Source organism: Paenibacillus sp. 22594 (assembly GCF_052044425.1).
In the GTDB taxonomy this organism is placed as follows: Bacteria; Bacillota; Bacilli; order Paenibacillales; family Paenibacillaceae; genus Paenibacillus_AQ.
Genome location: NZ_JBQENA010000011.1, coordinates 43,761 through 70,008, shown reverse-complemented (window position 1 = coordinate 70,008; position 26,248 = coordinate 43,761). Strand labels below are relative to the sequence as shown.

Genomic DNA, 26,248 nt, shown 5'->3' with positions numbered 1-26,248 from the left:
AGAATTTTCTCTATACATTAAACCGGGCCGTCACGAACACAGCCGGAGAGTTCCAATAAATCGTTACCTCATTTGTGGAATAGCTGAGATCATGATCGGCAAAGCACTGGGCAGCAGGCTTGCCTTGAAGATGCTCTGCAACATATTCATCGTGCAGCCCGCGGTCGGGTCCGCCGGATACAAGGCCGGGCACCGGATCTGCTACACCGTCACCAACCGATGGGCGGTGATGAGGATGCATAACGGGACGGTCACCGAACCCGGTCACATAGCTGATGTCCAGCACATTGCGTCCCATCAGGTAGTGCAGATGATCCAGCGCGCAAGCGGCATAGGCGGTCTCTCCGCTGAAATGCTCTGCCGCCAGCAGCAGCATCGCGTTGTTCATGACCAGCATATTGCTGCCCCAGATATAATCCTCTTCCAGCAAGGAAATACGGTAGCCATCCTCCCGGCTCTGCCGCACCAGTCGATCGGCTTCAGCCAGCAGCCCCTGCTTCAGCGAAGTATACAAGCCCTTCTCTGTGGCGAATTCCCCGGTAAAAAGGTATGTAAGTGTCCCGTATCCGCCCATATCCGCCCAACCCAGGCTGTATTTTGGAAATGACAGCTGTGCCAATGCCTGAACCGCCTCATGATAGACCGCTTCACCTGTGGTACGGTACAGTTCTGCCGCTGCCCAGTACCGTTCATCCCGATCCGTATCGTCACCATATTCACCGGTGCTAATTCCCGCCGGATTCGTGAAGCCAGGCGCCTCAGGGTGCTGCTGCAGCCAACTCCAGGCCGCTTCAGCCGCAGTGAGACATTGGCGCGCATAACCTTGGTCATAAGGCTCATAGACCCTTGCAGCCATCGCCATCACACCGGCAAAGTCCCCAGTCGCTGTTGCCGATACCGGCGAAAAATACAGGTCTGCGTTATCTTCCTCCGGCATTACATCAAGACCGGGAAAGTTCAAAGTAGTCAGCTTGTGGTACACTCCGCCTGTACCGGATTCCTGCATCTTGAACAGCCAATCCAGCTCCACCTTGCATTCCAGCAGCACATCCGGTGTCTTGCCATCGCTCTCAGGAAGCGGAATTGAAACCGCAAATGCTGTGGGATATAGTTCATAGGCAAGCAGCAAATCGGCTATGGCCTTTGCTCCAGGACCGGAGTATTTCCCGTAATCTCCGGCATCATGCCAGCCACCACAGCTATCCAGCGTCAACTCCGGTTGTCCGTATACGATGCCTTCTGCCGTGTGACACGCTCCGTGGGCCCATGGACCGGCAAATTCTCCGGTCAGCTCTACACCGCAGCGGTAATAATAAAAGGCTTTCAAAAGTCCCTGCTGCAGCTCCCCATAGGGCTTATCCCCAATCACAAAGGAGGCAGATATATTACCATCGTCTCCTTCAAGATGATATCGTCCGGCAGTTCTGATCCCGGAGAAATCCGCCACATGAACGATAGCACCGCTGGGTTTATCCACGGTGGCTTTTCCGGACTTACCGGAATACACCGCGGCCCCTGTCTCTTCATTGATTACCCGGAAGCCATGCCCTTCTCCGCTGAATATGGCGATTTTTGCTCCTTCTGTGGCATAACCGATGTGATTCACAGCAATGTGACGATGATCAGGCGTGCTCAAAGTGTTCATCTCTCCTCTATACATATGATTTTTCAGAAAATAATCATCCTCTATGTAAAATCAGTGCTGCCTCCTGAAAACGCTCTTCACCAGCTCATGGAAACCCCCTTTTATTCGCCTAACAGCTTAAGAAAATTGGCCGGCAGGTTAAACTGCTGGTTGTTGATCATGATCCGGCGCAGCTCTTCATCGGAATCGTCGCCTTGTGCATCCTTAATTTCCTTAATTTCACGGTGGAGACGCTCCATCTGCAGATCCAGCTCATACGCCTTATCGGCTGCATTCTTCAGTTCACGGGTCAGCTGCTCGGGGACAGCCTGGCTGTATTTATAAAAAATCTTGTGCTCCAGGCTGGCCCAGAAATCCATAGCAATCGTGCGGATCTGCACCTCTACACATACATGCTCCTGGCAGTCCGACAAAAACACCGGAACCTCCACCAGCAAATGCAGGCTCTGATATCCATTGGGCTTGGGGTTCTTGATATAATCCTTCACGCCAAGTACCTTTAGATCATCCTGCTTCTGCAGCATGGCACTGACCTGATAAATATCGGAGATAAAAGAGCAGGTAATCCGCAGTCCGGCGATATCCTTAATGCTGGATTTAATCGCATCCAGCGACAGCTCGCTGTTTTTGCGCAGCATTTTGTTCATAATGCTCTCTGGGGATTTAATTCGCGATTTCGTATGCTCGATCGGGCTATAGTCATGGAGCATTTGAAATTCCTGTTTCAGGATATCAATTTTGGTCTCAATTTCTTCCAGTGCAAACTTGTAAATCATCATAAAACGGGTCAATTCATATTTAATCTGTTTGAATTTCTCGATCTGATCTTGGGTGTTCATGCTCATTTCTCCTATCTTAATCTTTCATTCATCATAGCTAATCTGCTAGCTGAATTCAAATTCCTGGCAATCAAAAAGGCCATCCCGAACTTCCGCTGCGAAACGGATGGGATAACCTTTTGTCATGTCTCGTTATTGCTCAGGCTATAAAATAATTTCTTCAACTGAAAGGCTGCGTTCGCGTGACAAATCCTTGAATACATTATCCACTTTAACAAGCGGCTTGAACATGTCAAGCGGGTTATTCATCACAATCGTCCCGATTTCCCCATTGGAAAGCTGAACATTTTTGCCGACAAAACCTGGCAGAAGATGTCCTGTAAGCGCCTGGACCACTGTTCCGTTCAGCTTACCGAAGCCCATTTCATGAACTTTGCGCAAGACGGCAACAAGCCCTTGCTTCGGCTGATTCAGCCTGGAGGTAGTCAGCCCCATATAAATATTCGCCACGGTGACAATTTCAGTGTACGGATGAATTTCATTCTTAAGAATCTGGTTCGGATACCCTGTTCCATCCTCAAATTCATGATGCTGGAGTGCCACGAGTGCCGTCTTCTCATCCATCTTGGAGCCGCGGATAATATCATATCCATAGGTGGTATGGCGTTTCAGCTCTTCCTCCTCGGCAGGAGTCAGGACTCCGGCTTTGTTCAATATGGACAGCGGCACTTGGCTTTTGCCGATATCATGCAGGTAACCTGCACGGCTGATCTCATAACGCTCCTCTTTGGAGTGGCCCAGCCAAGCAGCGATATAATACGACAACAGACCAACTTGCAGCGAGTGGTGATATGTATCAATGTCGTCGCGTTCCAGCAATAACAGCAAGGAAACGACATCTTTCTGGGCATCCAGCGTTTCGAGCAGCGGCTGCAGCGTGTCGTCCACCATGGACTGAGTGAAAGAGCCTTGGGCCAAAGCTTCCAGGAAAATCGATTCGTAATTCTGGATGGTATGATCAAAATTGTCATTTAGGCTGTTACTGAGTCCATTTCCGCTCTCAGCATGGCTTATCGTGCGCGGCTCAATATCTACATACTCTATTTTGTGCCGGATCAGGATGGTGATTTCCTCACGCTGAACAACTGTTCTCTTGGGGAGAACGTGCAGGCCTACACTATTGAAAGTGTCTGTCAGAAGACAGTCGCCGTGTTTAAGATCCGTGACATGAACTTTCAAGTCTCAGCACCCCTTTTTATGTATAGGAATATTTCCCTCAATCTTTACTTGATCATAGCCCAAAAGCTGGCAAAGTAACAATATGGTTAAAGTCACGTTCCCTATTCTGGAGTAGGTATATTGAATCCCCGACTTTAGCCTCTTCTACATCCATTTCACGTATCTTTTATAGGTCAGCTTGACCCCGTTCGCTTCTGCCCAATGGTTCAATTCTTTCATCGACTGGGCGCGGTCATCTATAAAACGAAAGGTTAAACGCATAGGAGGAATCCTTTTGCCAACCGGTTTGATGCCCACTACTGGTCCGTCAATTTGGATGGCTTGAATCCTCTGTGCATAGATGGTTTCACCACGGATTTGCAGCGAATCGGTGCCCCATTTGATTTCTGCAGCCGGCCGCAGGGCATTCACAATCGACAGCACAAGGAGAACAATAAGAATAACAAGCAAGACAACTATAATATAATCCACAGTAGAATAAGGACGATATGGATTGTGTGAATTCAACGTCCAAGATTCTATTGCAATAAGTAATATAAACGACAGCATTGTACGTAAGCTCAGCGGAGTTTTGATTCTGGATACAGGTAATTTGTCCTGCATAATATTTTTCCTTTCATGAATCGGAATAATGGAACCATATCCTTGAGCAGGCTTAACAGCTATAATCGAAATAAAATACACGGGAGGACACAAAATGATGTATGAACATCTTGTTGTTTTTAAATTTAATGAGCAATATAGGCCCGAAACCGGAGAACAGCTGGTACATACGCTTAAGGCGCTGAAAAATTCGATTCCCGGGATTGTGGAGCTTACGGCAGGTGTGAACAAAACGGAAGAAACAGAGAATATCCATGGATATACGCTGGGGCTTCGAGTGACCTTCAGAGATCAGGAAGCCCTGCGCAAATATGGACCCCATCCTGCACATCAGCATTTTGTAGGGCTGCTTGAGGGGATCATTGAGAATGTCGTGGTGGTGGATTACCCTATTTTTTAGAAAAGATTATTAACATCTACCAGAACTTTGCCGATCAGCTTATCTTTGGCTACAAAAGGTGTGCTCCACAGGTGGGCATCATAGCTCGTATTCCGGTTATCGCCCAGAAAAAAATAGTGGTCTGCAGGAACCGTGACCGGTCCGAACGTATAGTCCATCTTATCCTGAAGATAAGGCTCTTCGATCCTGTCGCCGTTTCTGTACAAAGCTCCGTCCTTGATCTCAATCGTATCTCCCGGCAGCCCCATGAGGCGTTTGACATACTTTTTCTGTTCATCACCGGGCACCGGCGGGTTAAATACGACAATATCACCATGCTTCAGTGTGGTTAACCAGAGCATTTTCTCCACCACCAGCCGGTCATTGATCTGTATCGTCGGAATCATCGAACCGGTTGGGACTCTCATGGCTTCAGCTACATATGTACGGATAAACAATGACAAAATAATCCCGATGGCTATGCTCGGCACCCATTGCTTGAGAAATTTCTTCATATTATATCTTCCTTTCAGTTCACGGATTATATATCAAAACGTTCAAGAATCCGGGCCATTTCGGCCTCAACGTCAACTTCAGAGTACTTGGAAATATGGATCACCAGCAGACCGCCAAAGATTTGCTCCCATTTGCCCTCGCATATTGTAATCCGGTGTTTGAACTCATGGATCTCCCTCGATCCTGCGGCCTCCTTGCTCAGTAGCCAGGCATATCTGGCATAGCCCGATTTCTGCACCGTTTCCACATAGTACGCAATCCCCTGCTTCTCCTCGACCCGAATGATGTCCCCAAGGGCGATGCACGGGTTGAAAATCGGCGTTTCTTCAATACGGTATTTGCCACGCGCCACCGGCGTCACATCCAGAATCTCAATTTCCCGGCCAAGCTCATCAAAGCAAATATGCAGTCCCACCTTATCCGGCACTAGGTACACCTCCATTCTTGTCAGACATCATCCTGCCTGTAATTCACTTCATGTTCTTAAGAGATTTGGCGATAATTCCTTCGAACACCTTCCAGGGAAGCAGTGTTTTACCAATCACCAGCAGACGGGAGCCCTTGCCGACTGGGTATCGCAGCCTTGGGGCCTTCATTGCTGTGATCCGTGCTATCAGCTCGGCAACCTGATCCGGTTCGGGTGCGGTCTCGGCGCTCTGACGGGAATAGCGCAGTACATCGGCAAGCTGCTTCTGATAGGGAGAATTCTCGTTGGTATGCATCCCCTCCAACCCTTTGCCCCAGATCGGTGTACGGAAAGAAGCAGGCTCCACCAGTACAACCCGAATCCCAAATGGAGTCAGCTCCTGGCGCAGGCTTTCACTGAAGCCCTCCACGGCGTATTTGGAGGCGGCATAAGGGGCATATCCGGGAAATCCGGTCAAACCGCTGACGCTGCTGACATTGACAATCAGGCCCGCCCGCTGACTCCGCATCATAGGCAGAACAGCCTTAGTAACTTCAATTAGACCAAAAAAGTTCGTATCCATCTGCCGCCGCCATTCCTCCATGCCCACCTCTTCCACAAAGCCGCCGACGGCAAAACCTGCATTGTTGACCAATACATCAATTCTTCCGAATATCTCCATAGCCGCTGCTATTGCGAACTTAATGGACGCTGAATCCGTAACATCCAAAGCCAGTACATGTATCCGCTCTGCAACCCCGGCTTTTTCAGCCTGCCGCAATAGCTCTCCCTGGCGGCTTAGGTCCCGCATGGTGGCTGCGACCTGGTAGCCTCTGCGGGCCAGCGCCAGTGCAGTCAGCAGACCGAAGCCGGAGGAGGCACCGGTGATGAGGGCGATTTTATTTGCATTCTGCCCGTTTTCGCTATTCATAACTGCACCTCTTAAAAGTTTTGTGAGCTTTGCTTCTTGGATTTCACTTCGTGCAAAACTTGCTTCGGAAGCATACGCTTTTGTTTTGTGAGCTTCACTTCTTAGAATTCACTTCATACAAAACTTGCTTCGGAAGCATATGCTTTTGTTTTGTGAGCTTCGCTTCTTAGATTTCACTTCGTACAAAACTTGCTGTGACAGCTTAAGCGTAAAACAAATCCGCTACAGCTTCAACTTTTGGATCAAGGGTATGCCCACCCGCCGGAGCAGCAGCCCCAGAAAGGCCCAGCCGGAACGGTTCAGCCAGGATGTGCCTTTGTCATACACTGCCGAGAACTCTGTGGCGGCCACAGCTCCGCGGTTGCGCTTGAATTGACCTACCCCGGAGCTCTCATGCAGCAGTTCTCCCCGGCTGGCGGCAAGATCAATCAGCACAGCAGACAGCATCCGGTACAGTCCGGTCGACTGCGGCAGCGAAGTATCATAACCGAACAACGGCGCCGTCATCGCACCCTCCCGGCTGTAGAAGCCGAGTACTGCGTCTAACCTGCCGTTTTTGCGCAGACCGTGTACATGGAGTGTACGCTTCTCAAGGGCAAGGCGGATGTAGGCTGCGGTGAACTTCGGATTATGTTCTGAATATTTATGGATATACAGCAGCTCGTAGAGCGCCACTATGCGGGGGATGTCTTCCTCCGTAATCTGATCGGGCCCCTCAACCGTATAGCCATGCTTGTCCAGCAATGCCCGGTCACGCTTGACCAGCCATTTGGCCTTTGACCCGGCAGGATGCTGCAGCAGATAAATCTGGCGGCTCGGCACCCATTTACAGCCATAGCTGCTAAGTGCGTCCATTAAAGGCCCTGATGTCTCCTGGCTTAGGGAGCGTAGGAGAATCGTATAGCCGGGATACTCGCAGCGGAGAAAGTCCAGCACCTTCAGCAACTGGTCCGGATTCACCGGAGGATACAGGTTGGTGGACAGCAGCCAGTTATTGACCTGAACCACCCGGTTGAACCTGGCAGTCCTCAGCAGATGGTCCATGCCCCGCAGTAGAGCGGCCAGGGTTCCCTCCAGCAGCCGGTTATTCAGCAAAGCAAGCTCTTCATGGGCATAGCTGACATAATGCGTGTACGGAGAGCAAACATAGGAGTTTGCATACTCGGCTTCATTTACGCTGATCGGTATGGGCAAGCCGTCAACCGCAACCACCTTGACCGCAGTACGCACATTGGCAATAAAATATTCTGCAGGATGCTCCAGCAGGGCTGTAACGTATTGCTGCGCATAGCGGCCATATTCCGTATCCGGCCAGTTCAGTTCCCTGATGCTATCCCTGTCATATTGAAACACTCCATCCTTCAAAGCTTCCAGCTCCTCTCCACCCGCCGCAGCTTCACCGGTCCAGGTGAGAAGCTATATTCGGTGAACTGAAGCTGCGGAGGAATGCAGCAGAGCCGGGTGAATAACCGCGAGAATTCCCCGGTTAACAGTGATTCAATATCCCCTGTGCTTCCCTCGCGTGAGCGGTACGAAATTTCCAGATCCAGCGGACTGCGCTGAATAACCCGGTAATGCTCGATCTCCGGTGAAGCTGCCATTACAGCCCGGGTGATAAAATCGGGGAACAGCGTAACCAGCTGGCCGTTCTCCAAATGGGGCAGATACAGAATATCATCGCATCGTCCTTCAATACGTTCTATCCCCGTAAACAATGAACCGCAAGGACAAGGCGCAGCCAGTTCGGTTAGTATATCATTCAGCCGGTAGCGGATAATAGGCTGGACCTTTCTTGAAAAGTCCGTTACCACCGGCACGAAGCGCCTGGATTCGCGGTCCAGATATTCTTTTTCAATATGAACAATATCTTCATTAAGGTGCAGCGTGCCGCACTCACAGGTATATCCGAGAAATCCCTCTGTACACTGGTAGGCCTGATGCACCTTCTGCCCGAAGGCCCGCTCAATATGCTCGCGGTCCAGCGGGTCCAGAACCTCTGCTACGGAAATCAGTCGGCGCGGCTGAACGCTCAAGCTGCCCGACAAATGCGCTTCAGCGAGCAGACGAAGCATGGACGGCGGCGCAATCCAGATGTCCGGACTGTACTGCTCCAGCCTGGCGACCAGCTGTGCGACCGGCTCCAGCAGATCAAAATACTGAAATTGCAGCCGCCCTTGTCTGACTGATTCATATAGATTGCTATTGGCCCGCAGGAAAAAGGCGATCTTCGCCCGTTGCCACAGCCCTCCCGGCAGCAGCTTGGCCAGTACGGTCCCTGTCCAGGCAGCCTGTTCTTCTTCACTGACAAGAAAGATCCCCCGGTTTCCTGACGTTCCCGACGACAAACCAACCGTAATTCCATGGAGTGTCGGCTTAAAATGACGGCTGTTCTCTGCTTCATAAGCCTCAGCGAAAGCTATGTCTTTGGTAATCCCCACTGTATTCAGCGTATCAAAATTATCCATCATGAGCTGCTTCTCAATGATCGGAAATCGGTGCCACTCTGCGGCGGGGATATTGGCCCACAGATCACGGTAATAAGGAGATGCCTGGCGGATCTGTTCCACATGATGCCGAATCCGCTTTTCCTGCCACAGCTCCAGAGCTTCCCGGTTCTTCCAGCGATGCCGCTGCCTTGTAAGGCTGTAATACCGGAGCGTGCGCAGCAGCCGTCTCATTTCACACCGCCTGTTCCCCAGCGTGCAAGTGCCTCACGACAGTGGCTGGGTACAATCCGCAGGTTGGGAAAGTTCTCGTGGATCTGCCGCAAACGGTCAAAATTCAGCCGGTATTCTCTGCGGTCAGACATAATGAGACTGGCTGCGGGATGTGGCCTGCGATTCTCGCGGAAAGCCCGGCTCGACCATACGGTATCCGCGCAGAGCAGGTAGTCACAACCTCCGTCAGAGACGAACAAGCCGATCATCCCGGCAGCATGGCCTGACATTTCCACTGCCAGCAGACTGCCGTCGCCAAGCAGATCATAAGCATCCCTGAAGGGAAGTCCAGAGTCCAGCGGGCGTTTGGGAGAGTGCTCGTCTATAGGCAATGAACGGGCTGTAAAGTCTTCTGGAAGCAGTCCTGGAAGAAATCCGGCCCTAAGCGCCTTAATGGTTCCAAGCCTGCGAACGGCCTCATATGCCTTCTGTAAATAGATGAACTTTGCCCGGGGGAAGTCCCGGACACCGCCGATGTGGTCCGCATGAAAATGCGAAAGCACCATGTAACGGATCTCTTCGGGTTGAATACCAGCTTCCCGGAGACGCTCCACGGCACTTTCCCCTGCCTTGAAAACTACCGGTGTAATATGGCGGTACAGTGAAGCCGGAAGCTTCGCTGTCTCCTGAAAGAATCGGGCACTATAGCCTGTATCGAACAGGATTGGTCCATGTTGTGGGTGTCTCAGCAGCACATAACCAGCCGGAAATGCCACAGGTCTGATCGTTCCGCCCTTCAGTGTCAGCATTTCGGGATGAACGCAGTATCCTGCGGACAAAATAGACACCGATACTGGAATTGAAGTCATCATTTCTGTTCTCTCCACCATTCCGCGAAGGACTGAAGACCTTCGTCTATAGTTACACGGGGATGATAACCAAGCTGGGCCCGCGCCAGTGAAATATCGAGCGTCTGAGAGACACCGAGGGCCGAAGCCGAATAACGGGTAAGCATCGGTTCGCCCAGGAATGGAAACAGCTTATGTACCCCTTCCAACATTCCCGCAACAGCATAAGCGGTAGGATATGGAATCTGTCTGCTATGCAGCGGCATCCCTAGCCGGACAAACAGCCGCTCAAGGAGCTCCCTGAACATGACCGGCTCGCCGTTGGTGATATTGTAGGCTCGCCCGGCCGCTGACAGCGGAGCGCTACAACAGAGCAACATGGCGTCGATGACATTCTCAACGCAAGTCACATCTATTATTGCGCCTCCTCCGTCAAGCAACGGTACCCCTTTACCTTCATTAGCCTCCAGCAGCCGCGGAAACAAGGCATTGTCCATAGGGCCGAAGATTGCTCTCGGACGTAGTATAAATGCCGTCAGCCCCTCACTTACCGCCTGCTCCACTACCTGCTCCGCTATTCGTTTGGTTGCCGCATAGCTGTTAGCCGGTTTCGGCGGAAGCGGATCTGCTTCCCGAATGCCGAACCGGCTTTTGCGGCTGGAGTAAAGGCTTGGGGTCGATATATGAATCAGCCGCTGGACCCTATGCCGCTCGCAGCCCTCAACTATGTTCCGTGTAGCTGCTACATTACATGCGTAAAAGTCACTATATTTGCCCCAGGGCGAAGAGAGTGCCGCACAATGGAATACTACATCCATACCCGAACACGCCCGGACCGCAGCTTCAAGCTCCCGCAAATCCTCACATAGAAACACTGCACCATCCTGTTCAATCTGTTCGCCGGCCTCCCGGTTTCGCCCGAGACCGTATACTTCCCAGCCCAGCTCTACAAGCCTCTGTACCGTATGACGGCCAAGAAAGCCGGTCGCGCCTGTTACAAGTGCTCTAGCCATCACTCACCGTTCCATTCTATATCTTCTGTCAGGGCTTCAGTAACCGAAATCTTATTCCGCCTGGCAAGACGATAGGCTTGGTAGACGACGCGGAACTGCTCGAGGAAGGGACGCATGTCTTCCTTGCGGAAGATCACATCCTCAGCAGCACGATACGCCCTGTTCCACCTATTCAGGCCTCCCGGTCCGGGCCGCAGGCCGCAGGCGAGCATGGGAAGTGCGAGCATGGCTTTTTTGCCTGAACGAGGTATGCTGACGCTTCCGTGCTGCGCAAGCAGCTCTGGACTCAGCAAAGCCTGCACCAGCCCATCCTCAGGAGCAAACAGATGAATTCCGCTGGTCGCGCGCGGATTGCATTCGATCGGGTATAGAACATCGTCCTCCGCCTGGATGAAATCGAAGCCGATCTGGCCGCTGAATCCGGTGGCATGGACAAAACGTTGTATCCACTCCAAAGCTCCCGGATGCTCCAATGGTTCAAAATACACGCTTGCTCCCGCCTTGCCGGTCCGGTACCCGCTGCCATAAGCGGCATGCGCGGCCAGCTCACCTTGATGCACAACACTGTAAGTGCATATGGCCGCTCCCTTGATAAACTGCTGCGCCACCCAGGGAGCGGCGGGACAAAGACCGGGAGGAGCAGCAAGACTGCGTGGTCCGGCAAGGCTTTCCTGCCCTCCGGTGAACTTACCGGGCAAAATGACTTTGGAAGCAAACCGTGAATAGGCCGGCTTGTATACCCAGGCTTCTCCCATACGCGCAGCTTCATCCGTCTGGTTATTCCATTCCTCCAGGCTGCTGAGCAACCGCGTCGCAGGGACAGTAAATCCCAGTTCACGGGCCCATATAATGAAGTTGGCCTTGTGATGCAAGCGGGCCAGCATCTCCCGCCCCGCAGAGAGCACGCGGCAGCCAGTGATACGGTCAAGACTGGCCGAGATATAAAAAATCTCCTCGCACAGCGGCATCAGCACATCAATATCCAGTTCCTCGACCAGCCTTGCCAGCTCATCAATATACGCCGCGGGACTATGCCTTGGCGGGGGTACACGAAAGCTGCGTTCTACGGCCGAAGAAACCCTGCATAGATGATGTCTGGCGCTTTCAGCAACATATACCCGGTGTCCAGCATCTCTCAGCAGCCGGGACAGCTCCAGTGCCACAGGTGCCCTTCCCCCGGTAATGAGCACATTCATCACTGCCGGATTGCCGGTGGGATCAGTAGTCAATAATCATGCCTCCCAGTGACAGGCCTGCCGCAGTGCCAACGAACAATATGCGTTCCCCGCGCTGCACCCGCCCTTGAACGATTGCTTCATGCAGCCCCATGGGGATCGAAGCTGCGATGGTATTCCCATGTCCAGGAGTATTGTCAAGGAATCTTTCCTCGGCAATACCCAGCTTTTTGCGGAGCAGCCGCATCGCCATTGCACTTCCCTGATGGGGGATAACCAGACGAAAATCATTCATTTGTGTATCTGTCTGCGTCAGCATTTCACTGATAAATTCCGGAAGAAGCTTGGAAGCTTTTCGAAAAATGGCCTGCCCGTCCATATGAAATAAATAAGGCAAGATATTCTCCTTGGTGTATTTTTGGGCATGCAGCCTGGTGCCTCCGCCGGCAATCTCCGAGTAACGCGCGCCGCTGCTGTAGGTTTTGAGCGAGGCATGAAGAATCTTCGAAGGATCTCCGGCTGCACTAGGACCGATGACCACCGCAGCCGCCCCGTCGCCAAATAGCGCCGCACTCTCCTTGTCCTCATAATTAAGTCCAGCCGAGGCAATCTCTGTAGCTACCAGAAGCACGTTCCGGTATCTGCCTGCTTCCACCATATAAGACATGACATCCAGACCCACCAGAAAGCTGAGGCATGTTGAGTCAATATCAAATGCCGGGACACCGGAGTCCCCCTGTCCCATCGCCTGCTGGATAAATACCGCCGTACTGGGCAGGGGCTGCTCTTTAGTTCCGCTCGTGCAGACCAGGCAATCGATATCGGAAAAGCTCAAGCCGGCTGCCGCAAGCGCAGCTTCAGCGGCCTTGGCACCCATACTAGAGGCCGTTTCACCCTCCCCGGCATAATGCCGTAGGCCTACACCCGTTATTTTGCCGACCCAGCCAGCAGGAGTGCCGAGCATCATGTCTAATTCCTCGTCCGTCACCTTCCTTGCGGGTAAATACTTGCCGGTACCCAAGATTTTCACATGTCTAAACTGCACGATGTCATCTCCCTGTCTATACTGCTTCTGCTGCGGGTTTTATCCAATATTGTAAACTATAGAACTATTCTACTAGATTTCTTGAACCAGTTACACAAGTAGAAACGCCTACTCCGTCCTTTTTTAAGGACGGCACCGTTTCAGCGAGAAATAGAAGGATAATTTATAGCGCGCGAAGCATATAAATTCTTATATTTTTAAAAATAGCAATAGAAGTTCAAATAAGCGAACTTGCGTTCTTTTTTTGTTGACGATCCCTTGATTACAAGCTATAGTAAAAGAATAAATTTCATACGATAAGCGGGAGAAGCACCTCGCAGGACAGGCCTTTGCGCCTTTCTTGGGGGTGCTTTTTTGCGTCTATTATCGACCATATTACAGGAGATGATGAGAATGAAAGCAGGAATACGGAAATGGAATGCTGCTTCAGAACAATGGAGAAGCGCAGGCTTTTACCGCAGATGGATAGGAATGCTGGTTCTGCTGGCAATGTTCTGCGTATATCTTCCTCATGCTGAAGCTGCAACTGATTGGGACTCCGCTCTGGAAGAGATTCATACGATGTACAGCGATTATACCGGACTCCAGGTGACATTGAAGTCTGAGGGTACGAGAACCCAGACACTCCGCAAGCAGAATAATGCGGATCTCGCAGCCATAAATCTGAAGTTGAAGACCGTTGATTCCGTCTTGCTGAACCGGCTGAAGGCGGAAGCTGAAGCCATAAAGAAGAAGCATTCACCGCTATTAGAGGAATACAGTTCACTCGGCAAGCAGATCACAGCAGCCCGCAAGGCCGGGAATCTGAAGTCGGCAACCCTGCTGGAGATTAAACGGAACAAACTGAAGGCCGCTGCAACTGCTGCCCGGTCCGAAGTCAAGGCGAAGAATACCCTGCTAGCGGAAGCCCGGGCAATTACAGCAGCCAAGTTAAAACCGGCCAAGGATGCCCTGGCTCCCATAGCCGGTCTTAAGAAGCAAATTGCAGCTCAGAATAAAGCGGCCAGCACTGCGCAGGCAGAACGTACTGAGGCAGATAAACGATACAAAGCCGCTATCGCAGCAGGCGACGCCATCACAGCTGCGGCGGCGATGAAATTGTCTTATGCCCGCATGGGCGAGCTCCGCACGTTCGGGCAGCAATCGTATGCCTGGGAACAGAAAATCACGCTTGCGCTCCGGGCAGCGGAAGCCAAGCTGCCTAAATGAGCCGGCGGCTGAATGCGCCAGAAGAATGCAGCCAATGAAGCCGCTGATTCAACAGCTTTACTATGTATAGCGGCAGTGTTTCTTTTGCGCGTGGGGCATCTTCAGATCAGCTGCACCAGCCAGATAATCGAATGGGCTGCAGGCAAAAGCACAGCCTGGCCAAGCAAGGTTCCCAGGAACCGCGAGCCCATCAGGAGGACATATATTTTGCCCAGCTGATCCCGGGAATCCGCATTTTCAGTAGCCTTATGGGTGATAATGCCAAGCTGAGGGTCGATGAAGATGGTCAGCATGATGGTAGCAAGACCGTTGATCATCCCTGACGCCTGGGAGGCTGTTGTACTGAAAGCAGGTACCAGATGCGCTGCCATCAATGAAGACAGTACACCGACCGTATAAAATCCGGTAACAAATATATTCATGACAATAAAGCGCTTCGGAATGCCCAGATAACGGAAGCTGTGCAGCTTCACTTTGGGCTTGCGGATGTATTTGCGGGTGTTCTTAAGCTGACTGATTGTCACACTGGTCAGCAGCTTGGGTATGGAGCCTTCAATCTCCAGCTTGGAGATAATTCTGCCGGACAGCCCCACGAAGGTGGGGAATAAGGCAATAGCAAGCAATGTACCCAATGAGGAGGCCAGCATGATGATCCGCAGATAATTTTCCAGAGGAAAGGTGTGATCAATCTTGGCAAGATCAACAAATTTGGCAGTAAGGGGGGCTTGAACCATATTGGCCGTTCTGGATACCAGCACGATGATTCCGGTCAGCGATAATGCAATCGCTATCTTGTTCAGCTTCACACCGGCAAAGCGCACCGAATAAGACAACGTTTCGGCCGTGTGAATGATCATGGTCAGCACGCACACTATGATTAGGTTATTCGTCATTAGGGGATCTCATCTCCATATCTGGCAGCATCTCCCTAAATATATATTCTTTAACCTCTATAATCCAGAAGCAATTTTGTAAGATTTATAGAATGGTTTATGGAATCACTTCATCACAGAAGTGGCCTGCTCTGCTTGTTAGTTACTTATCCAGGTGTATCATGCGGGGCGAATAAATGCGGTCCAGCGCATAAGCGAACATTATCCCTGCCGTATACCGCAGAAGATCAATCCAAAGGAACCCTTTTCCGAGAATCAATCCCCCAAGTATAGAATCACGAACCATGTTGATCCATTCGCTCTGATAGAGCTGGCTGAATTCAATCCCGAAACTAAAACACAGGCTCAGCACCAGTGACAGCCATCGTTGCCGCCGGGTAAGCAGCACACGACAAACAAAATATATCATTGATGCCCACAGCGCATCTCCCAGATGCTTGGCAACAAACGGTGGTAGCCAGTCACCACATACTCTGGAGCTGAGCCCCAGTACAATGCATATAAGAACAGCACAGCCGTATAAAATTTTGGCTCTCACTACTTTCATCCCCAATAATCATAATGGCGGGTATTATTCGAAGATGACCCGTTCTTCAGCAGAACCCCGCTTAAAAATCTCCGGTGGGAACGGGATGGCCAGTCCAGGTAGCTTTTCTTCGCTGAAAAACACCAGCTCCTCCGCCTCCCCGTCGATACTTCGGAGCGTACCCTTGACGATAGAGCATTCAAACACGATAACCGAATATTGAACCTGGTCACCATTGTTGTACTCATATGTAAACTTCTCTCCGCCGAAAACCCCGATGATCCGAAGCGGGTTCACCATCAGTCCTGTCTCTTCATATACTTCCCTGCGCAGTGCCCTGGACGGTGTCTCTCCTGGTTCAATGGCACCTGCAGGCAACCCCCACAGCTGTTCCCCACCCTTGCGGATCAGAAGAACCGCACCTTCCTCATTTCTAATAATTGCTGCGACAGACGGCACCATTAACAGTTCACTCCCAACCTTCTCCCGTAGACTCCCGTAATACTCGGATATTGGCATAGTATCCCTCCTGTTTGTGGATTAGCAATATTTTATCCGCTGCGGTTCTAAATCACTTTTATCATTAACCCTTGCGGAAAGAAATTACGGTGATTTTCTCATCCTTCGCATAGCCGTCGCAGTCTGACAACTCAACCTTGTAAAATCCAGCAGCCTCGGCAAGGCCGATTGCCTCGCATACATATTCCGTTTTCCCCGCGCTTACGGCCATGCCGTCTCTGGAATTGTCCACGATCCAGTGGATCACTCGGCCGTCGTTATAGAAATCATGAATAAACGGTCCGCTGTCTATTCCCCACTGCAGCAAGGTCAGATTATCCCCTTTTCCGTCGCCAAATCTGGCAATCGCTTCTTGCATCCGGGCCAGATCGGCCTGGTCAAAATGCGTAATCAAATCCGGCTCATCCCTGTGCTCCTGCTTGCCTGCTGAAAACAGCAGCAAGCCCGCCAACACCCCGATGATGAAGGTCTCCAGGACAATAACAACGGTACTAAGCTTTGGAATTCTGCGCATTTGCCCTCCCGCCATACGTGCTATTGTGGACTTCTCTCACTATATTTGACAACATTAGCATGTATTCCTTGTCTCCACAAACGGCAAAAGGACATTATCGGCCCGAAGGCTGACAATGTCCCTTGATTCTCTATATTCATTTGCATACTACTATACGCAAGTTTTAACCTTCCCCAAGCTCCATCAATTTCACACCACGCCGCCAGGTTCGGTAGGTCCAGAGCAGATCAGCAGTAAGCATCAACGCCATGAGCGGCAGCAACAGCATCCATATCGCTGATATAGGCTGATACAGCATCTCTACAAGCGGCTGCAGACCATAAATACATGTAGTCGCCAGCCCCCACCAGTATAATGAGAATTTCAGACAGATATGTCCCCGCAATTGATAGGCCATACCCGAGTAATCCCACCACTGCTTATGAAAAGCATACTTTAGCAGCCAGCCGCTGGCATACTCGACAGCGGAAGGGATGATTAAAGCCAGAGCAATTAGGAGCGGCAGCGGAAGGCCAAGGTCCTTAAGTGCCACCAGCAGCAATGGTGCGAAACCATACATTGGCTTGAAAGGCCCCTTGAGAAAGCCCTCCTTGCGAAAAGTCCCCTGGCTATAGAGATTATAGCTTCCTTCCAGCACCCAACCCATAAAAGAATACAGCATAAAATAGAAAAAATATTCTCCCGCCAGCATCGCACCAGGGGAATCTCCCAGCGAAAGCAGCTGTGTTATCGAAATGGTTCCCGCCCCCACCCTGTTTTAGGTTTTATTGGGAAGTAGTATGTCCGATATGGGACGGGAATCATCAAGGTAATTATTGGTTATTTTAGGCTAATGCCAGTTGCGAGGGCTTGAAGCCCTTTCCGCCGGTTTAAGCAGCTTTCCGTTTGTATGCACGTACCGCAAATAGATATGCAACAATCAGTATCCCTAAGCACCACCCAAGAGCGACCCAAATATCATTCCCTACCGGTTGACTTGACAATAGAGCACGGATGGTTTCAACGATAGAGGTCACCGGCTGGTTTTCGGCAAAGGCGCGTACGGCTGAAGGCATCGTTTCGGTCGGCACAAAGGCCGAGCTAATAAACGGCAGGAATATAAGCGGATAAGAAAATGCGCTAGCCCCTTCCACCGATTTCGCGGACAGCCCGGCAATCGCCGCAACCCAAGTCAACGCCAGCGTAAACAGCACAAGTATACCGGTTACGGCGAGCCAAGGCAGGACCCCTGCCGACGAGCGAAAGCCCATAATAAGCGCTACGAGAATGATGACGACAAGAGAAATGACGTTGGATACCAGCGAGGTCAGCACGTGACCCCACAACACGGCGGAACGCGCAATTGGCATGGAGTGGAACCGCTCAATGATGCCCCTCTGCTTATCCAGGAACAGGCGGTAAGCCGTATAGGATATCCCGCTAGCAATCGCAATTAGCAGGATACCAGGCAACAGGTAGTTCACATAATTATCGGTATCGGTTTGGATTGCGCCGCCAAATACATAGACAAACAGCAGCATCATCGCAATCGGAGTGATGCAGACCGTGATAATAGTGTCCATGCTGCGGAAAATATGACGCATGGAACGTCCAAGCATAACGCTCATGTCGCTGAAAAAGTAATTATTCATGGTTACTTACCTCCCTTTTCCCGATGATCGCGAGGAAGATCTCCTCCAATGAAGGTTGTTTTTCCACATACTCCACCTTTGCGGGCGGGAAGAGCTTTTTCAGTTCCTCAAGTGTGCCACCTGCTATAATTCTGCCCTCATGCAAAATGGCAATTTGATCGGCAAGTTGTTCAGCCTCATCCAAATACTGAGTGGTCAGGAATACCGTCGTGCCACCGTCCGACAGCTCCTTGACCATCTTCCATGCCTCAATGCGTGCCTCGGGGTCAAGCCCTGTCGTCGGCTCGTCGAGGAAAATAAGCTGCGGGTTTCCAATCAGGCTCATGGCAATGTCTAACCTTCGGCGCATACCGCCCGAATAGGTGGAAGCCCTGCGGTCGGCGGCCTCAGTCAAGTTGAAGCGTATCAGCAGGTCGTCAGCCACTTGACGCGGATTGGGGAGGTGTCGCAGTTTGGCGATCATGATAAGATTTTCCCGACCGGTCAAAATCTCGTCCACGGCGGCAAATTGCCCGGTTAGACTGATCGCATGCCGTACGTTCTCGGGATCTGACGCAACGTCAAATCCGTTAACGGTGGCAGTGCCTCCATCCTGTTTGAGCAGCGTAGTAAGGATACTGACAATCGTCGTTTTGCCCGCGCCGTTAGAGCCGAGCAGGGCGAAAATCTCACCCCGCTTCACTTCAAAATCGATGCCCTTAAGGACTTCTGAACCCTTAAAGGATTTTCGCAGACTTTTCACCTCAATTGCTTTTTCCATCCCGATATCCCCCTTTTATTTTATTTTATCCGTCCACTTTTTCATCGACTTGTTCACTTCCTGGTCAGCAGGCTCCTGGGAGATGTCGGCATAGGTTTTTGAATCTTTGATTAGATCGTCGCAGAAAGCGGCTACGTCACTGCCAGTCACTTGGAGCACGCCTTTTCCCAAGGCCGCACCCTCTTCAAAAAGATCGACAATCCCCGAAAGCAGCCCCGTATCTTCAGTTAATTCGACAGGACCGACCTTAAAGTAATATCTTTGAATCTCTTTATAAACAATCTGATAATCCTTAGGGAGCGCTTTGACACGCGCCACGTGCGCCCGCCACTCTTTTTTACCTTCGATGATATCCCGTATTTTCATTGTATCCTCCTCCTATTCACGTAATTTTTTAGCGATATTATTGTTGAGCTGCTCGCGCCATTTGTCGCGATAAGACTTTGCCTCTTCTTCACCGGCCAGCGCAGAACAGAAGCCTTTGATATCGTCACCCAAAACCTCTTGGACACTCTGACCGTCCGCCGCCGTTTCTTCAAGCAGGCCAAGCACACCGTCAAGAATTGGCATGAGGTTTCGACCGGTGAAATCGGAGTGCGTCCAAAGATTGGCTTTAATTTTCTCCCATGCCGCCTGATAATCAGCCGGCAGTTTTTGGGTTCGCGCTTCAAACATTTTGAATTCTTTAGTCATGTCGCTTCCCGTGATTTTTTCCCAAAAGTTCATTAGTTTCTCTCCTTTAACTCGTTAATTTTTGAGGATACGAACTCCCACTTTTCCCAGAACCTCTGAAGTTCCTCACGCCCCGCATCGTTGATCGCAAAGAACTTTCGGGGCGGTCCCAGTTCGGAGGGTTTCTTGGTGATCTCCACCAGCTTATTTTTTTCAAGCCGGATCAGGATGGTGTACACCGTTCCTTCCACAACATCTGTGAAGCCGAGAGCGTTCAACCGCCGCGTGATTTCGTAACCGTAGGTTTCTTTGCGGCTTATAATTTCAAGAACACAGCCTTCAAGCGACCCTTTGAGCATTTCCGTTAGATTTTCCAGCACAATCACTCCTTGCTATTCTGTACCACTGGTATGCAGTATTACTTACTACTGCTATAAAGTAACACGCAGTAGCTGAATTGTCAATAGTGTTTGCTCTGAAACGGATTTGATATTCAATTATGCTCCCCGATAAGGAATAATAACAAAAAAAACATAACCCGCAGGTTATGTTTATCATTCTGGAAGCCTTCAGATACGCTCCCTATGGATTAGTTTTTGTCCTGCTGTTCTTTGAGCAACTGTGTCAACGACTGTCCATCATGCTGCCTTCTTAGCGTCTCCAGCTTCATGTCGCTTCGTACGCCAAAGTCCGAACCGTACTTTTTCTCAAGGTTGCCTACAAGCGCGTCTCCACGCTTTTGCCGATACCGTCCGTTCTCGTTCCGACTCCGCATTAACGATTCCTCCCCGCAAAATGGATTGCCCAGAGACCTGTGAAATCTGTAATGAACTGGAGAATGAAGGCATGACTTTGTTGTACCTATTTTCAGTATACGTTATTTACTAATTGGTTCTCAATATGAAACCGCATCAAAAAAAACAGACTACCTGCGACGGGTAGTCTGTCAGAAGACAGCATTCTGTCTTTAGTTCTTGGGAAGCGGATCAGGATGGGAGGTTTCCGCAGGTTTGGCTACCCAGTCATCGGCCTCCGGCTCAATGTCCACGCCATTCTCCATCTTTTTGCGTTCCGCAAGGGAATCGCCTTGTTTGCTTTCTTTATTGCGGATGTCCGCTTCATTTTCGAGTTGATCTGACATGTGAAATCCTCCTTTGCATAATGCTTTGCAGGTTAATGGGTTACTTCAGTTATAGTTACCCATTGAACTGTTTTGCAAACATGCTTTCTGTGAAGATCAGGGATTCCGGTCTGCCATCCGGTCCTGCCAGCGCTCAACCAGAGCGTGTGACTCCTTCAAGGCAGCCTCACGGCCGTCAGCAGAAAAAGTCATGATGATGTCCCCCGCTGAACCTATAGGCTCTCCTTTATTCAACAAGACATACAGTTCACTGTAGGAGCTCTGAGCCGTGTCTGAGGGCCCAATCAACAAGCTCCATTGCTTATAGTCTCTGCTGGCAAACACCATTCCGATGACAGAAGAAGGATCGCCCTTCGCTTCCGCACAAGTCGCTAAGCCAAATTCAGGGGACAACCTGCATCTCTCCAGTACCTTGCCGTTCATTGTTATTTTACCTATATAACTTTTGGATTTCTCATCAAATACTCCCTTGAGCAGCAGGGTCACAGGCTGAGAATATTCCGGATTCTTCTCCTTGTAGGCAGTAACTGTAATCTTGCGGTCCACATGAAATACCTTGGGGGCGCTGACAAAACCGTATACTATAATTCCCGTCAGGGCCAGGACAGCAATGATGCCGTATAGCCATTTTCTCACCTGTACCACCTCCATATCTTGAAAGAATAGCGCTCACGCACCATTTTTTAACAATATATGAAAGGTTATGGAGGGGCAAGGGTTTATTCGTAATACACTCTAAATACAATATCCTGCTCATAGTTTCCGAAACCATGTCCGAACAGAGTTAATCCGCCACGTCTTCGGGTGCTGTCCTCCGCGGTCAACCGGAAACTCCACTGATCCTGCTGCCAGCACACATCGTCCAGAGTCACTGCCGAAATTTGCTGTCCGTCTATGTAAGTGCCGCCCTTATTGATCCTCAGTACTTTAAGCAGTCCATATTGATTCACCTCTGCATTCCACCAGGATGGGGTCAAGCGCCCCCGCATCATGCCGAAGTCGCCGGGACTGGTCCACTTGCCTAATTCAACTCCGTTCAGGGTAAACGTAATATCCGAAGGCCATTTCTCGTTCACATGAGGAGCTTCCGAACCCATCTCCATCGAAATTTCAATTTCCTGCACCGTCTGATCCATAAAAAGATAATTTGGCACCTTGTACTCGACATAGCCTTTGGCAAACCAGAGAATCCCGGCATCCACCCGTTCCGGGTCCAGAAAATAGCGCGGGTCATCATAATAGCCGATCAGCTTCTCCGTTGTGGCGATGCCGCATGTAGGTGCTGCCTGCAAATCCGTATATTGTCCGACGGGCACCGACACCTCCACTACCTTTCTGGAAATTCCGCGTGAGCCTGATAGCTTAATCTGTAAAAAATTTGCCGACAAAGAACAATATTTGTAGGTTCCGCTGCCGATTCTTTTCATTTGCGAGCTGACAATCCCGGCCCTTTGCAGCTTGGTGACATGAGAGCTTACAATCGCACTGCTCAGATAGAGGGTAGAAGCAAGCTCCTTGATATGCATTTCCCGCACACTAAGCAGATCAATGATCCGTAACCTTACTTCGCTGGCTAAGGCTTCATACACCTTTAGCGATTCAGCATTCGTTGTTAAGTACATATTCAGCGGCCTCCAAACCGTAAGGATTAGCGAATTTATTAATCCTGAATTTTTATATTGCTAAGTATACCGTATGATTCGTATGATGTAATTAATAAAAAAGATACTCAATTAATATTTATATTAATTCTGCAAAGGAGCAATTCATTTATGACTATTAAAGCATCTATGATTGTCGACAAAGACTTCCAGCTGGCAGAGGTAGACCCCCGCCTATACGGTTCATTCATCGAGCATCTGGGCCGGGCTGTATATGGAGGAATCTATGAACCCGGACACCCTACGGCAGACCAGAATGGATTTCGGCAAGATGTTCTGAATGCTGTCAAAGCACTGAATGTTCCGATTATCCGTTACCCGGGCGGTAATTTTGTCTCCGGCTATAATTGGGAAGATGGAGTTGGCCCCAAGTCAGAACGCAAGCAATCGCTTGAATTGGCCTGGTGGACCACCGAAACCAATCAAATGGGCACGAATGAATTCGCAGAATGGGCCAAGCTAGCCGGTTCTGAGGTCATGATGGCTGTGAATTTGGGTACCCGCGGCATTGACGCTGCCAGAAATCTGGTTGAATACTGCAACCATCCCTCCGGCTCTTATTGGAGCGACCTGCGGATCTCCCACGGGGTAGAAGCGCCTCACCGTTTCAAAACCTGGTGCCTCGGCAATGAAATGGACGGACCTTGGCAAATCGGTGCCAAAACTGCTGTAGAATACGGACGGCTTGCCAATGAAACCGCCAAAGCTATGCGCTGGGTGGACCCTTCGCTGGAGTTCGTTGCATGCGGAAGCTCGGGAAGTGGTATGAGCACTTTTGCCGAATGGGAAGCAACTGTTCTCGATCTGACTTATGACAATGTGGATTTCCTGTCGCTGCATACTTACTACAACAATAATGTGGGTGACACCCCCAATTTCCTGGCCAAGTCACTGGATCTCGACCAGTTCATCGACAGCGTGGCAGCGATTTGCGATTATATCAAAGCGAAAAAGAAGAGCAAAAAGAAAATTTATCTGTCTTTGGATGAATGGAATGTGTGGAAATCACAGGGAGAAAGCCGGATGGAGACGCATTGGCAGGTTGCCCCGCCGGAATTCGAGGATGTCTATAATATGGAGGATGCGCTGGTTGTGGGCTGCTGCCTCATCAGCCTGCTGAAGCATGCGGACCGGGTGAAGATGGCTTGCATCGCCCAGCTGATCAATACCATCGCACCGATTTCGACTGAAAACGGCGGCCCGTTGTGGCTCCAGACCACCTACTATCCTTACATGCATGCTTCTCTTTACGGCCGGGGAACGGTGCTTCATCCACTCATTTCCAGTCCGAAATATGATTCCAAGGATTTTACAGATGTCCCTTACCTGGAAGCAGTGAGTGTATATAACGAGGAGCTCAGCGAGATTACAGTTTTTGCTGTAAACCGCCATTTGACTGAAGGAATGGAGTTTACCGTGGATCTCCGCAGCTTCGGGAAGACTACAGTCATCCAGCATACCGTTATGGATCATGAAGATCTTCAGGCGGCAAACACCAAGGCAAGTCCGGGCAACGTGCTTCCGCATGACCGGGGAACAGCTTCGGCAGAGGACGGCCGTATCACCGCCCTGCTGTCCAAAGCTTCGTGGAATGTAATCCGGCTCCGTGTAGAAAATTAAGAGGCAACTTTTAGTGATTTTCCAGGGGTTTTTCAGAGATTCTTTAGTGGTACATGACCCAGGCCACTAAAGGCCCCACTATGGAACCTACGATCGCACAGACCGTCATAGCTACCGAACTCATGGACACTGACTGCTCACCGTACTCCAGGGCTTTTGCTGTACCCAGGGCGTGAGAGGCAGTACCCAGGCCAATGCCGATACCGGATTCACTGCGGATTCTGAACAGCTTGATAATATAGGGTCCGCCAATCGCTCCGGTAAATCCGGCAATCATCACGAATACGGAGGTTAAGGACGAGTCACCGCCGAGGTTGCTGGAAATCTGGATCGCTACGGCTGTCGTAATGGATTTGGGCAATATCGAGAGCACATACAGTTTGGAAAAGCCCAGACCCGCGGCCATCAGCAATCCGCTGAACATGCCTACCAGCAGGCCGATAACCGTCCCGCCGAGAATGGCCGGAAGGTTCTGCCACAGCACATGACGCTGCTTATAGAGCGGATAGGCAAGAGATACAACTGCCGGTCCGAGCAGGCGGTTGATCCATTCTCCACCGATCATATAGGTGTCATAGGAAATATGAAAGCCAAGCAGGAGAACTACTACTGTAAACGTCGCAGTCAGTGCCGGCAGAAGCACGGGAAGGCGAAACCGTTTGTAAAGCATGGACATGAACAGATAGATCCCAACATTCATCAGAACGAAGCCGGCAGCAAGCAAAATATTCATGCTTCGCTCCCCTTTTCGCGCACAACCGTTAGTTTAGTGTGATGGCTGCGGGCTGCACGGCGGCCCGTAATCCACTCGCTGGAATGCGCCGTCACAACCATGGTTAATACACTGCTAACAACCAGTATGCCAATCATCAGCAGCCCGCGGCCGCTGAATATATCCAGGTGGTTCATAATTCCGGCAGTCGCCGGGATGAAGAACATCGGAAGATAGGCCAGAATGAACAAGGATCCTTCTTCAATCAGCTTCACTGGGACAATGTTGAACAGCAACAAAACAAAAAGAAGCAGCAACCCGACAATGCTGCCCGGGACCGGTAAATGCAGCAGTTTCTGCAAGTAATCTCCGGCAAGAAAGAATATGTACAACACTGCAACCTGGGCAATAATACGAATGATTTTCATACTGCAGGAATCCCTTCAATCTTGAAATGATAATCCGTTAAAAAAAGGCTCACTTCATTAGACTATCAGAATTTTCAGCAAGTTTTCAATTCTTTTTCGAAGCTTTTATGTATTTTCAGGACTATCGCACACCAAAAAACTGCTTTGCAGGAAGGCACGTTGCAGAACGCAGCCGCCGGCAGAGCAGTTTTTTTTCATCCCGTACACGATTGACTGTATGAAGTTCACACGGTTATATTAAGAGATATATTACCGTTTAGGAAGTACACACATTATTGAAATGTAGTATACAAAATGATACTGAAGGAGTGGCACTGTTTATGCGTGACCGTAAAGGCGGATTCGGTGAATGTCCAGGGGACAATAAGGCAGCCTGCCCTGTTGAGTTCACTCTTGACGTTATCGGCGGCAAATGGAAGGGTGTGCTGTTGTACCACATGATGGAGGATAAGAAACGGTTCAGCGAATTCCGCCGGATCTGTCCCGGAATCACTCAACGCATGCTGACCCTGCAGCTGCGCGAGCTGGAAGAGGATGGCGTTGTCCACCGCGAAGTCTATCAGCAGGTTCCCCCAAAGGTGGAATACTCCCTGACGGAGTTCGGCCGCACGCTCATTCCCATTATCCGGCTGATGAAGGATTGGGGCGAAGAATACCAGAGCAAACAGCTCTCCAAAGAAAGCTGTCCGGTGGAGAGTCTGTGAGGTGCAGCTTTGGCTGCACCTT

General features: G+C 50.4%; 33 protein-coding genes. 4 read left to right on the top strand and 29 right to left on the bottom strand.

Going from position 1 to position 26,248, the window contains the following annotated elements; translation table 11 throughout:
• Positions 1–10: 10 nt before the first annotated feature.
• From ACTJKB_RS26425 to ACTJKB_RS26410, 4 genes are all read right to left on the bottom strand, one after another.
• Positions 11–1,645: a glycoside hydrolase family 9 protein gene (locus ACTJKB_RS26425; RefSeq protein ID WP_440837317.1), complete on the bottom strand. Its 1,635-nt coding sequence runs from the start codon at positions 1,643–1,645 to the stop codon at positions 11–13.
• 101 nt (positions 1,646–1,746) lie between these two features.
• Positions 1,747–2,484 (bottom strand): GTP pyrophosphokinase, encoded by a 738-nt coding sequence (locus tag ACTJKB_RS26420; protein ID WP_440837316.1) that lies wholly within the window; start codon positions 2,482–2,484, stop codon positions 1,747–1,749.
• A gap of 144 nt (positions 2,485–2,628) precedes the next feature.
• Positions 2,629–3,663: an HD-GYP domain-containing protein gene (locus tag ACTJKB_RS26415; protein WP_440837315.1), complete on the bottom strand. Its 1,035-nt coding sequence runs from the start codon at positions 3,661–3,663 to the stop codon at positions 2,629–2,631.
• Between the two features lie 144 nt (positions 3,664–3,807).
• Positions 3,808–4,134, bottom strand: a complete 327-nt coding sequence (locus tag ACTJKB_RS26410; RefSeq protein WP_440837314.1) for a hypothetical protein — start codon at positions 4,132–4,134, stop codon at positions 3,808–3,810.
• Positions 4,135–4,360: 226 nt separating this feature from the next.
• Between ACTJKB_RS26410 and ACTJKB_RS26405 the strand changes: the two genes are divergently transcribed.
• A complete protein-coding gene (locus tag ACTJKB_RS26405; protein WP_440837313.1) occupies positions 4,361–4,666 on the top strand; it encodes a Dabb family protein in 306 nt (101 codons plus the stop codon).
• On the opposite strand, the gene lepB is transcribed toward ACTJKB_RS26405, so the two are convergent.
• The 9 genes from lepB to ACTJKB_RS26360 all read right to left on the bottom strand — a co-directional run bounded on the left by lepB (position 4,663) and on the right by ACTJKB_RS26360 (position 13,236).
• The gene (lepB, locus tag ACTJKB_RS26400; RefSeq protein ID WP_440837312.1) at positions 4,663–5,160 is read right to left on the bottom strand and encodes a signal peptidase I; all 498 of its coding nucleotides are present in this window, start codon (positions 5,158–5,160) and stop codon (positions 4,663–4,665) included. The two genes, ACTJKB_RS26405 and lepB, sit on opposite strands and share 4 nt — an antisense overlap.
• Positions 5,161–5,186: 26 nt before the next feature.
• Positions 5,187–5,603, bottom strand: a complete 417-nt coding sequence (locus tag ACTJKB_RS26395) for a DUF4265 domain-containing protein (RefSeq protein WP_440837311.1) — start codon at positions 5,601–5,603, stop codon at positions 5,187–5,189.
• A 28-nt stretch (positions 5,604–5,631) separates the two neighbouring features.
• Entirely contained in the window at positions 5,632–6,498 is an 867-nt protein-coding gene (locus ACTJKB_RS26390) for an SDR family oxidoreductase (RefSeq protein ID WP_440837310.1), read from the bottom strand.
• A gap of 222 nt (positions 6,499–6,720) precedes the next feature.
• Positions 6,721–7,863, bottom strand: a complete 1,143-nt coding sequence (locus tag ACTJKB_RS26385; RefSeq protein WP_440837309.1) for a GNAT family N-acetyltransferase — start codon at positions 7,861–7,863, stop codon at positions 6,721–6,723.
• Positions 7,860–9,176 carry a F390 synthetase-related protein gene (locus ACTJKB_RS26380; RefSeq protein ID WP_440837308.1) on the bottom strand — a complete coding sequence of 439 codons (1,317 nt, stop codon included), beginning with the start codon at positions 9,174–9,176 and terminating at the stop codon, positions 7,860–7,862. The genes ACTJKB_RS26385 and ACTJKB_RS26380 overlap by 4 nt, the downstream gene beginning before the upstream one ends.
• Positions 9,173–10,027 carry an MBL fold metallo-hydrolase gene (locus ACTJKB_RS26375; protein ID WP_440837307.1) on the bottom strand — a complete coding sequence of 285 codons (855 nt, stop codon included), beginning with the start codon at positions 10,025–10,027 and terminating at the stop codon, positions 9,173–9,175. The genes ACTJKB_RS26380 and ACTJKB_RS26375 overlap by 4 nt, the downstream gene beginning before the upstream one ends.
• On the bottom strand, positions 10,024–11,016 hold the full coding sequence (locus ACTJKB_RS26370; RefSeq protein ID WP_440837306.1) for an NAD-dependent epimerase/dehydratase family protein: 993 nt from the start codon (positions 11,014–11,016) through the stop codon (positions 10,024–10,026). Before ACTJKB_RS26370 ends, ACTJKB_RS26375 begins: the two co-directional genes overlap by 4 nt.
• Entirely contained in the window at positions 11,016–12,245 is a 1,230-nt protein-coding gene (locus ACTJKB_RS26365; protein ID WP_440837305.1) for an ATP-grasp domain-containing protein, read from the bottom strand. The genes ACTJKB_RS26370 and ACTJKB_RS26365 overlap by 1 nt, the downstream gene beginning before the upstream one ends.
• Entirely contained in the window at positions 12,235–13,236 is a 1,002-nt protein-coding gene (locus tag ACTJKB_RS26360) for a beta-ketoacyl-ACP synthase III (RefSeq protein WP_440837304.1), read from the bottom strand. The genes ACTJKB_RS26365 and ACTJKB_RS26360 overlap by 11 nt, the downstream gene beginning before the upstream one ends.
• A 393-nt stretch (positions 13,237–13,629) precedes the next feature.
• Between ACTJKB_RS26360 and ACTJKB_RS26355 the strand changes: the two genes are divergently transcribed.
• The gene (locus tag ACTJKB_RS26355; protein ID WP_440837303.1) at positions 13,630–14,445 is read left to right on the top strand and encodes a hypothetical protein; all 816 of its coding nucleotides are present in this window, start codon (positions 13,630–13,632) and stop codon (positions 14,443–14,445) included.
• A gap of 101 nt (positions 14,446–14,546) precedes the next feature.
• Here ACTJKB_RS26355 and ACTJKB_RS26350 read toward each other — a convergent pair whose 3' ends face one another.
• The 14 genes from ACTJKB_RS26350 to ACTJKB_RS26285 all read right to left on the bottom strand — a co-directional run bounded on the left by ACTJKB_RS26350 (position 14,547) and on the right by ACTJKB_RS26285 (position 22,723).
• Positions 14,547–15,338 carry a lipid II flippase Amj family protein gene (locus tag ACTJKB_RS26350; protein WP_440837302.1) on the bottom strand — a complete coding sequence of 264 codons (792 nt, stop codon included), beginning with the start codon at positions 15,336–15,338 and terminating at the stop codon, positions 14,547–14,549.
• A 142-nt stretch (positions 15,339–15,480) separates the two neighbouring features.
• Positions 15,481–15,885 (bottom strand): DUF2809 domain-containing protein, encoded by a 405-nt coding sequence (locus tag ACTJKB_RS26345; protein WP_440837301.1) that lies wholly within the window; start codon positions 15,883–15,885, stop codon positions 15,481–15,483.
• Between the two features lie 24 nt (positions 15,886–15,909).
• Positions 15,910–16,383 (bottom strand): NUDIX domain-containing protein, encoded by a 474-nt coding sequence (locus ACTJKB_RS26340; protein WP_440837300.1) that lies wholly within the window; start codon positions 16,381–16,383, stop codon positions 15,910–15,912.
• 64 nt (positions 16,384–16,447) lie between these two features.
• Positions 16,448–16,897, bottom strand: a complete 450-nt coding sequence (locus ACTJKB_RS26335; RefSeq protein ID WP_440837299.1) for a hypothetical protein — start codon at positions 16,895–16,897, stop codon at positions 16,448–16,450.
• A gap of 163 nt (positions 16,898–17,060) precedes the next feature.
• Positions 17,061–17,648 carry a putative ABC transporter permease gene (locus tag ACTJKB_RS26330; RefSeq protein WP_440837298.1) on the bottom strand — a complete coding sequence of 196 codons (588 nt, stop codon included), beginning with the start codon at positions 17,646–17,648 and terminating at the stop codon, positions 17,061–17,063.
• A gap of 118 nt (positions 17,649–17,766) precedes the next feature.
• The gene (locus tag ACTJKB_RS26325) at positions 17,767–18,528 is read right to left on the bottom strand and encodes an ABC transporter permease (RefSeq protein WP_440837297.1); all 762 of its coding nucleotides are present in this window, start codon (positions 18,526–18,528) and stop codon (positions 17,767–17,769) included.
• Positions 18,521–19,288: an ABC transporter ATP-binding protein gene (locus ACTJKB_RS26320; RefSeq protein WP_440837296.1), complete on the bottom strand. Its 768-nt coding sequence runs from the start codon at positions 19,286–19,288 to the stop codon at positions 18,521–18,523. The genes ACTJKB_RS26325 and ACTJKB_RS26320 overlap by 8 nt, the downstream gene beginning before the upstream one ends.
• Before the next feature lie 15 nt (positions 19,289–19,303).
• On the bottom strand, positions 19,304–19,654 hold the full coding sequence (locus ACTJKB_RS26315; protein WP_440837295.1) for a DUF1048 domain-containing protein: 351 nt from the start codon (positions 19,652–19,654) through the stop codon (positions 19,304–19,306).
• Between the two features lie 12 nt (positions 19,655–19,666).
• A complete protein-coding gene (locus ACTJKB_RS26310) occupies positions 19,667–20,014 on the bottom strand; it encodes a DUF1048 domain-containing protein (protein WP_074114853.1) in 348 nt (115 codons plus the stop codon).
• Positions 20,014–20,319 carry a PadR family transcriptional regulator gene (locus ACTJKB_RS26305; RefSeq protein WP_440837407.1) on the bottom strand — a complete coding sequence of 102 codons (306 nt, stop codon included), beginning with the start codon at positions 20,317–20,319 and terminating at the stop codon, positions 20,014–20,016. Before ACTJKB_RS26305 ends, ACTJKB_RS26310 begins: the two co-directional genes overlap by 1 nt.
• A gap of 230 nt (positions 20,320–20,549) precedes the next feature.
• Positions 20,550–20,735, bottom strand: coding sequence for a hypothetical protein (locus tag ACTJKB_RS26300; RefSeq protein ID WP_074085202.1), 186 nt, complete (start codon positions 20,733–20,735; stop codon positions 20,550–20,552).
• A 192-nt stretch (positions 20,736–20,927) separates the two neighbouring features.
• Positions 20,928–21,101 carry a hypothetical protein gene (locus ACTJKB_RS26295; protein ID WP_167374635.1) on the bottom strand — a complete coding sequence of 58 codons (174 nt, stop codon included), beginning with the start codon at positions 21,099–21,101 and terminating at the stop codon, positions 20,928–20,930.
• 96 nt (positions 21,102–21,197) lie between these two features.
• Positions 21,198–21,737: a hypothetical protein gene (locus ACTJKB_RS26290; RefSeq protein WP_440837294.1), complete on the bottom strand. Its 540-nt coding sequence runs from the start codon at positions 21,735–21,737 to the stop codon at positions 21,198–21,200.
• An 83-nt stretch (positions 21,738–21,820) separates the two neighbouring features.
• Positions 21,821–22,723, bottom strand: coding sequence for an ArsR/SmtB family transcription factor (locus ACTJKB_RS26285; RefSeq protein ID WP_440837293.1), 903 nt, complete (start codon positions 22,721–22,723; stop codon positions 21,821–21,823).
• Positions 22,724–22,873: 150 nt separating this feature from the next.
• On the opposite strand from ACTJKB_RS26285, the gene arfA reads away from it, so the two are divergent.
• The gene (gene arfA, locus ACTJKB_RS26280; protein ID WP_440837292.1) at positions 22,874–24,382 is read left to right on the top strand and encodes an arabinosylfuranosidase ArfA; all 1,509 of its coding nucleotides are present in this window, start codon (positions 22,874–22,876) and stop codon (positions 24,380–24,382) included.
• 43 nt (positions 24,383–24,425) lie between these two features.
• Here arfA and ACTJKB_RS26275 read toward each other — a convergent pair whose 3' ends face one another.
• Positions 24,426–25,115: an LrgB family protein gene (locus ACTJKB_RS26275; RefSeq protein WP_074103672.1), complete on the bottom strand. Its 690-nt coding sequence runs from the start codon at positions 25,113–25,115 to the stop codon at positions 24,426–24,428.
• On the bottom strand, positions 25,112–25,522 hold the full coding sequence (locus ACTJKB_RS26270) for a CidA/LrgA family protein (RefSeq protein WP_440837291.1): 411 nt from the start codon (positions 25,520–25,522) through the stop codon (positions 25,112–25,114). Before ACTJKB_RS26270 ends, ACTJKB_RS26275 begins: the two co-directional genes overlap by 4 nt.
• Before the next feature lie 320 nt (positions 25,523–25,842).
• Between ACTJKB_RS26270 and ACTJKB_RS26265 the strand changes: the two genes are divergently transcribed.
• Entirely contained in the window at positions 25,843–26,226 is a 384-nt protein-coding gene (locus ACTJKB_RS26265; RefSeq protein WP_440837290.1) for a winged helix-turn-helix transcriptional regulator, read from the top strand.
• Positions 26,227–26,248 lie beyond the last annotated feature (22 nt).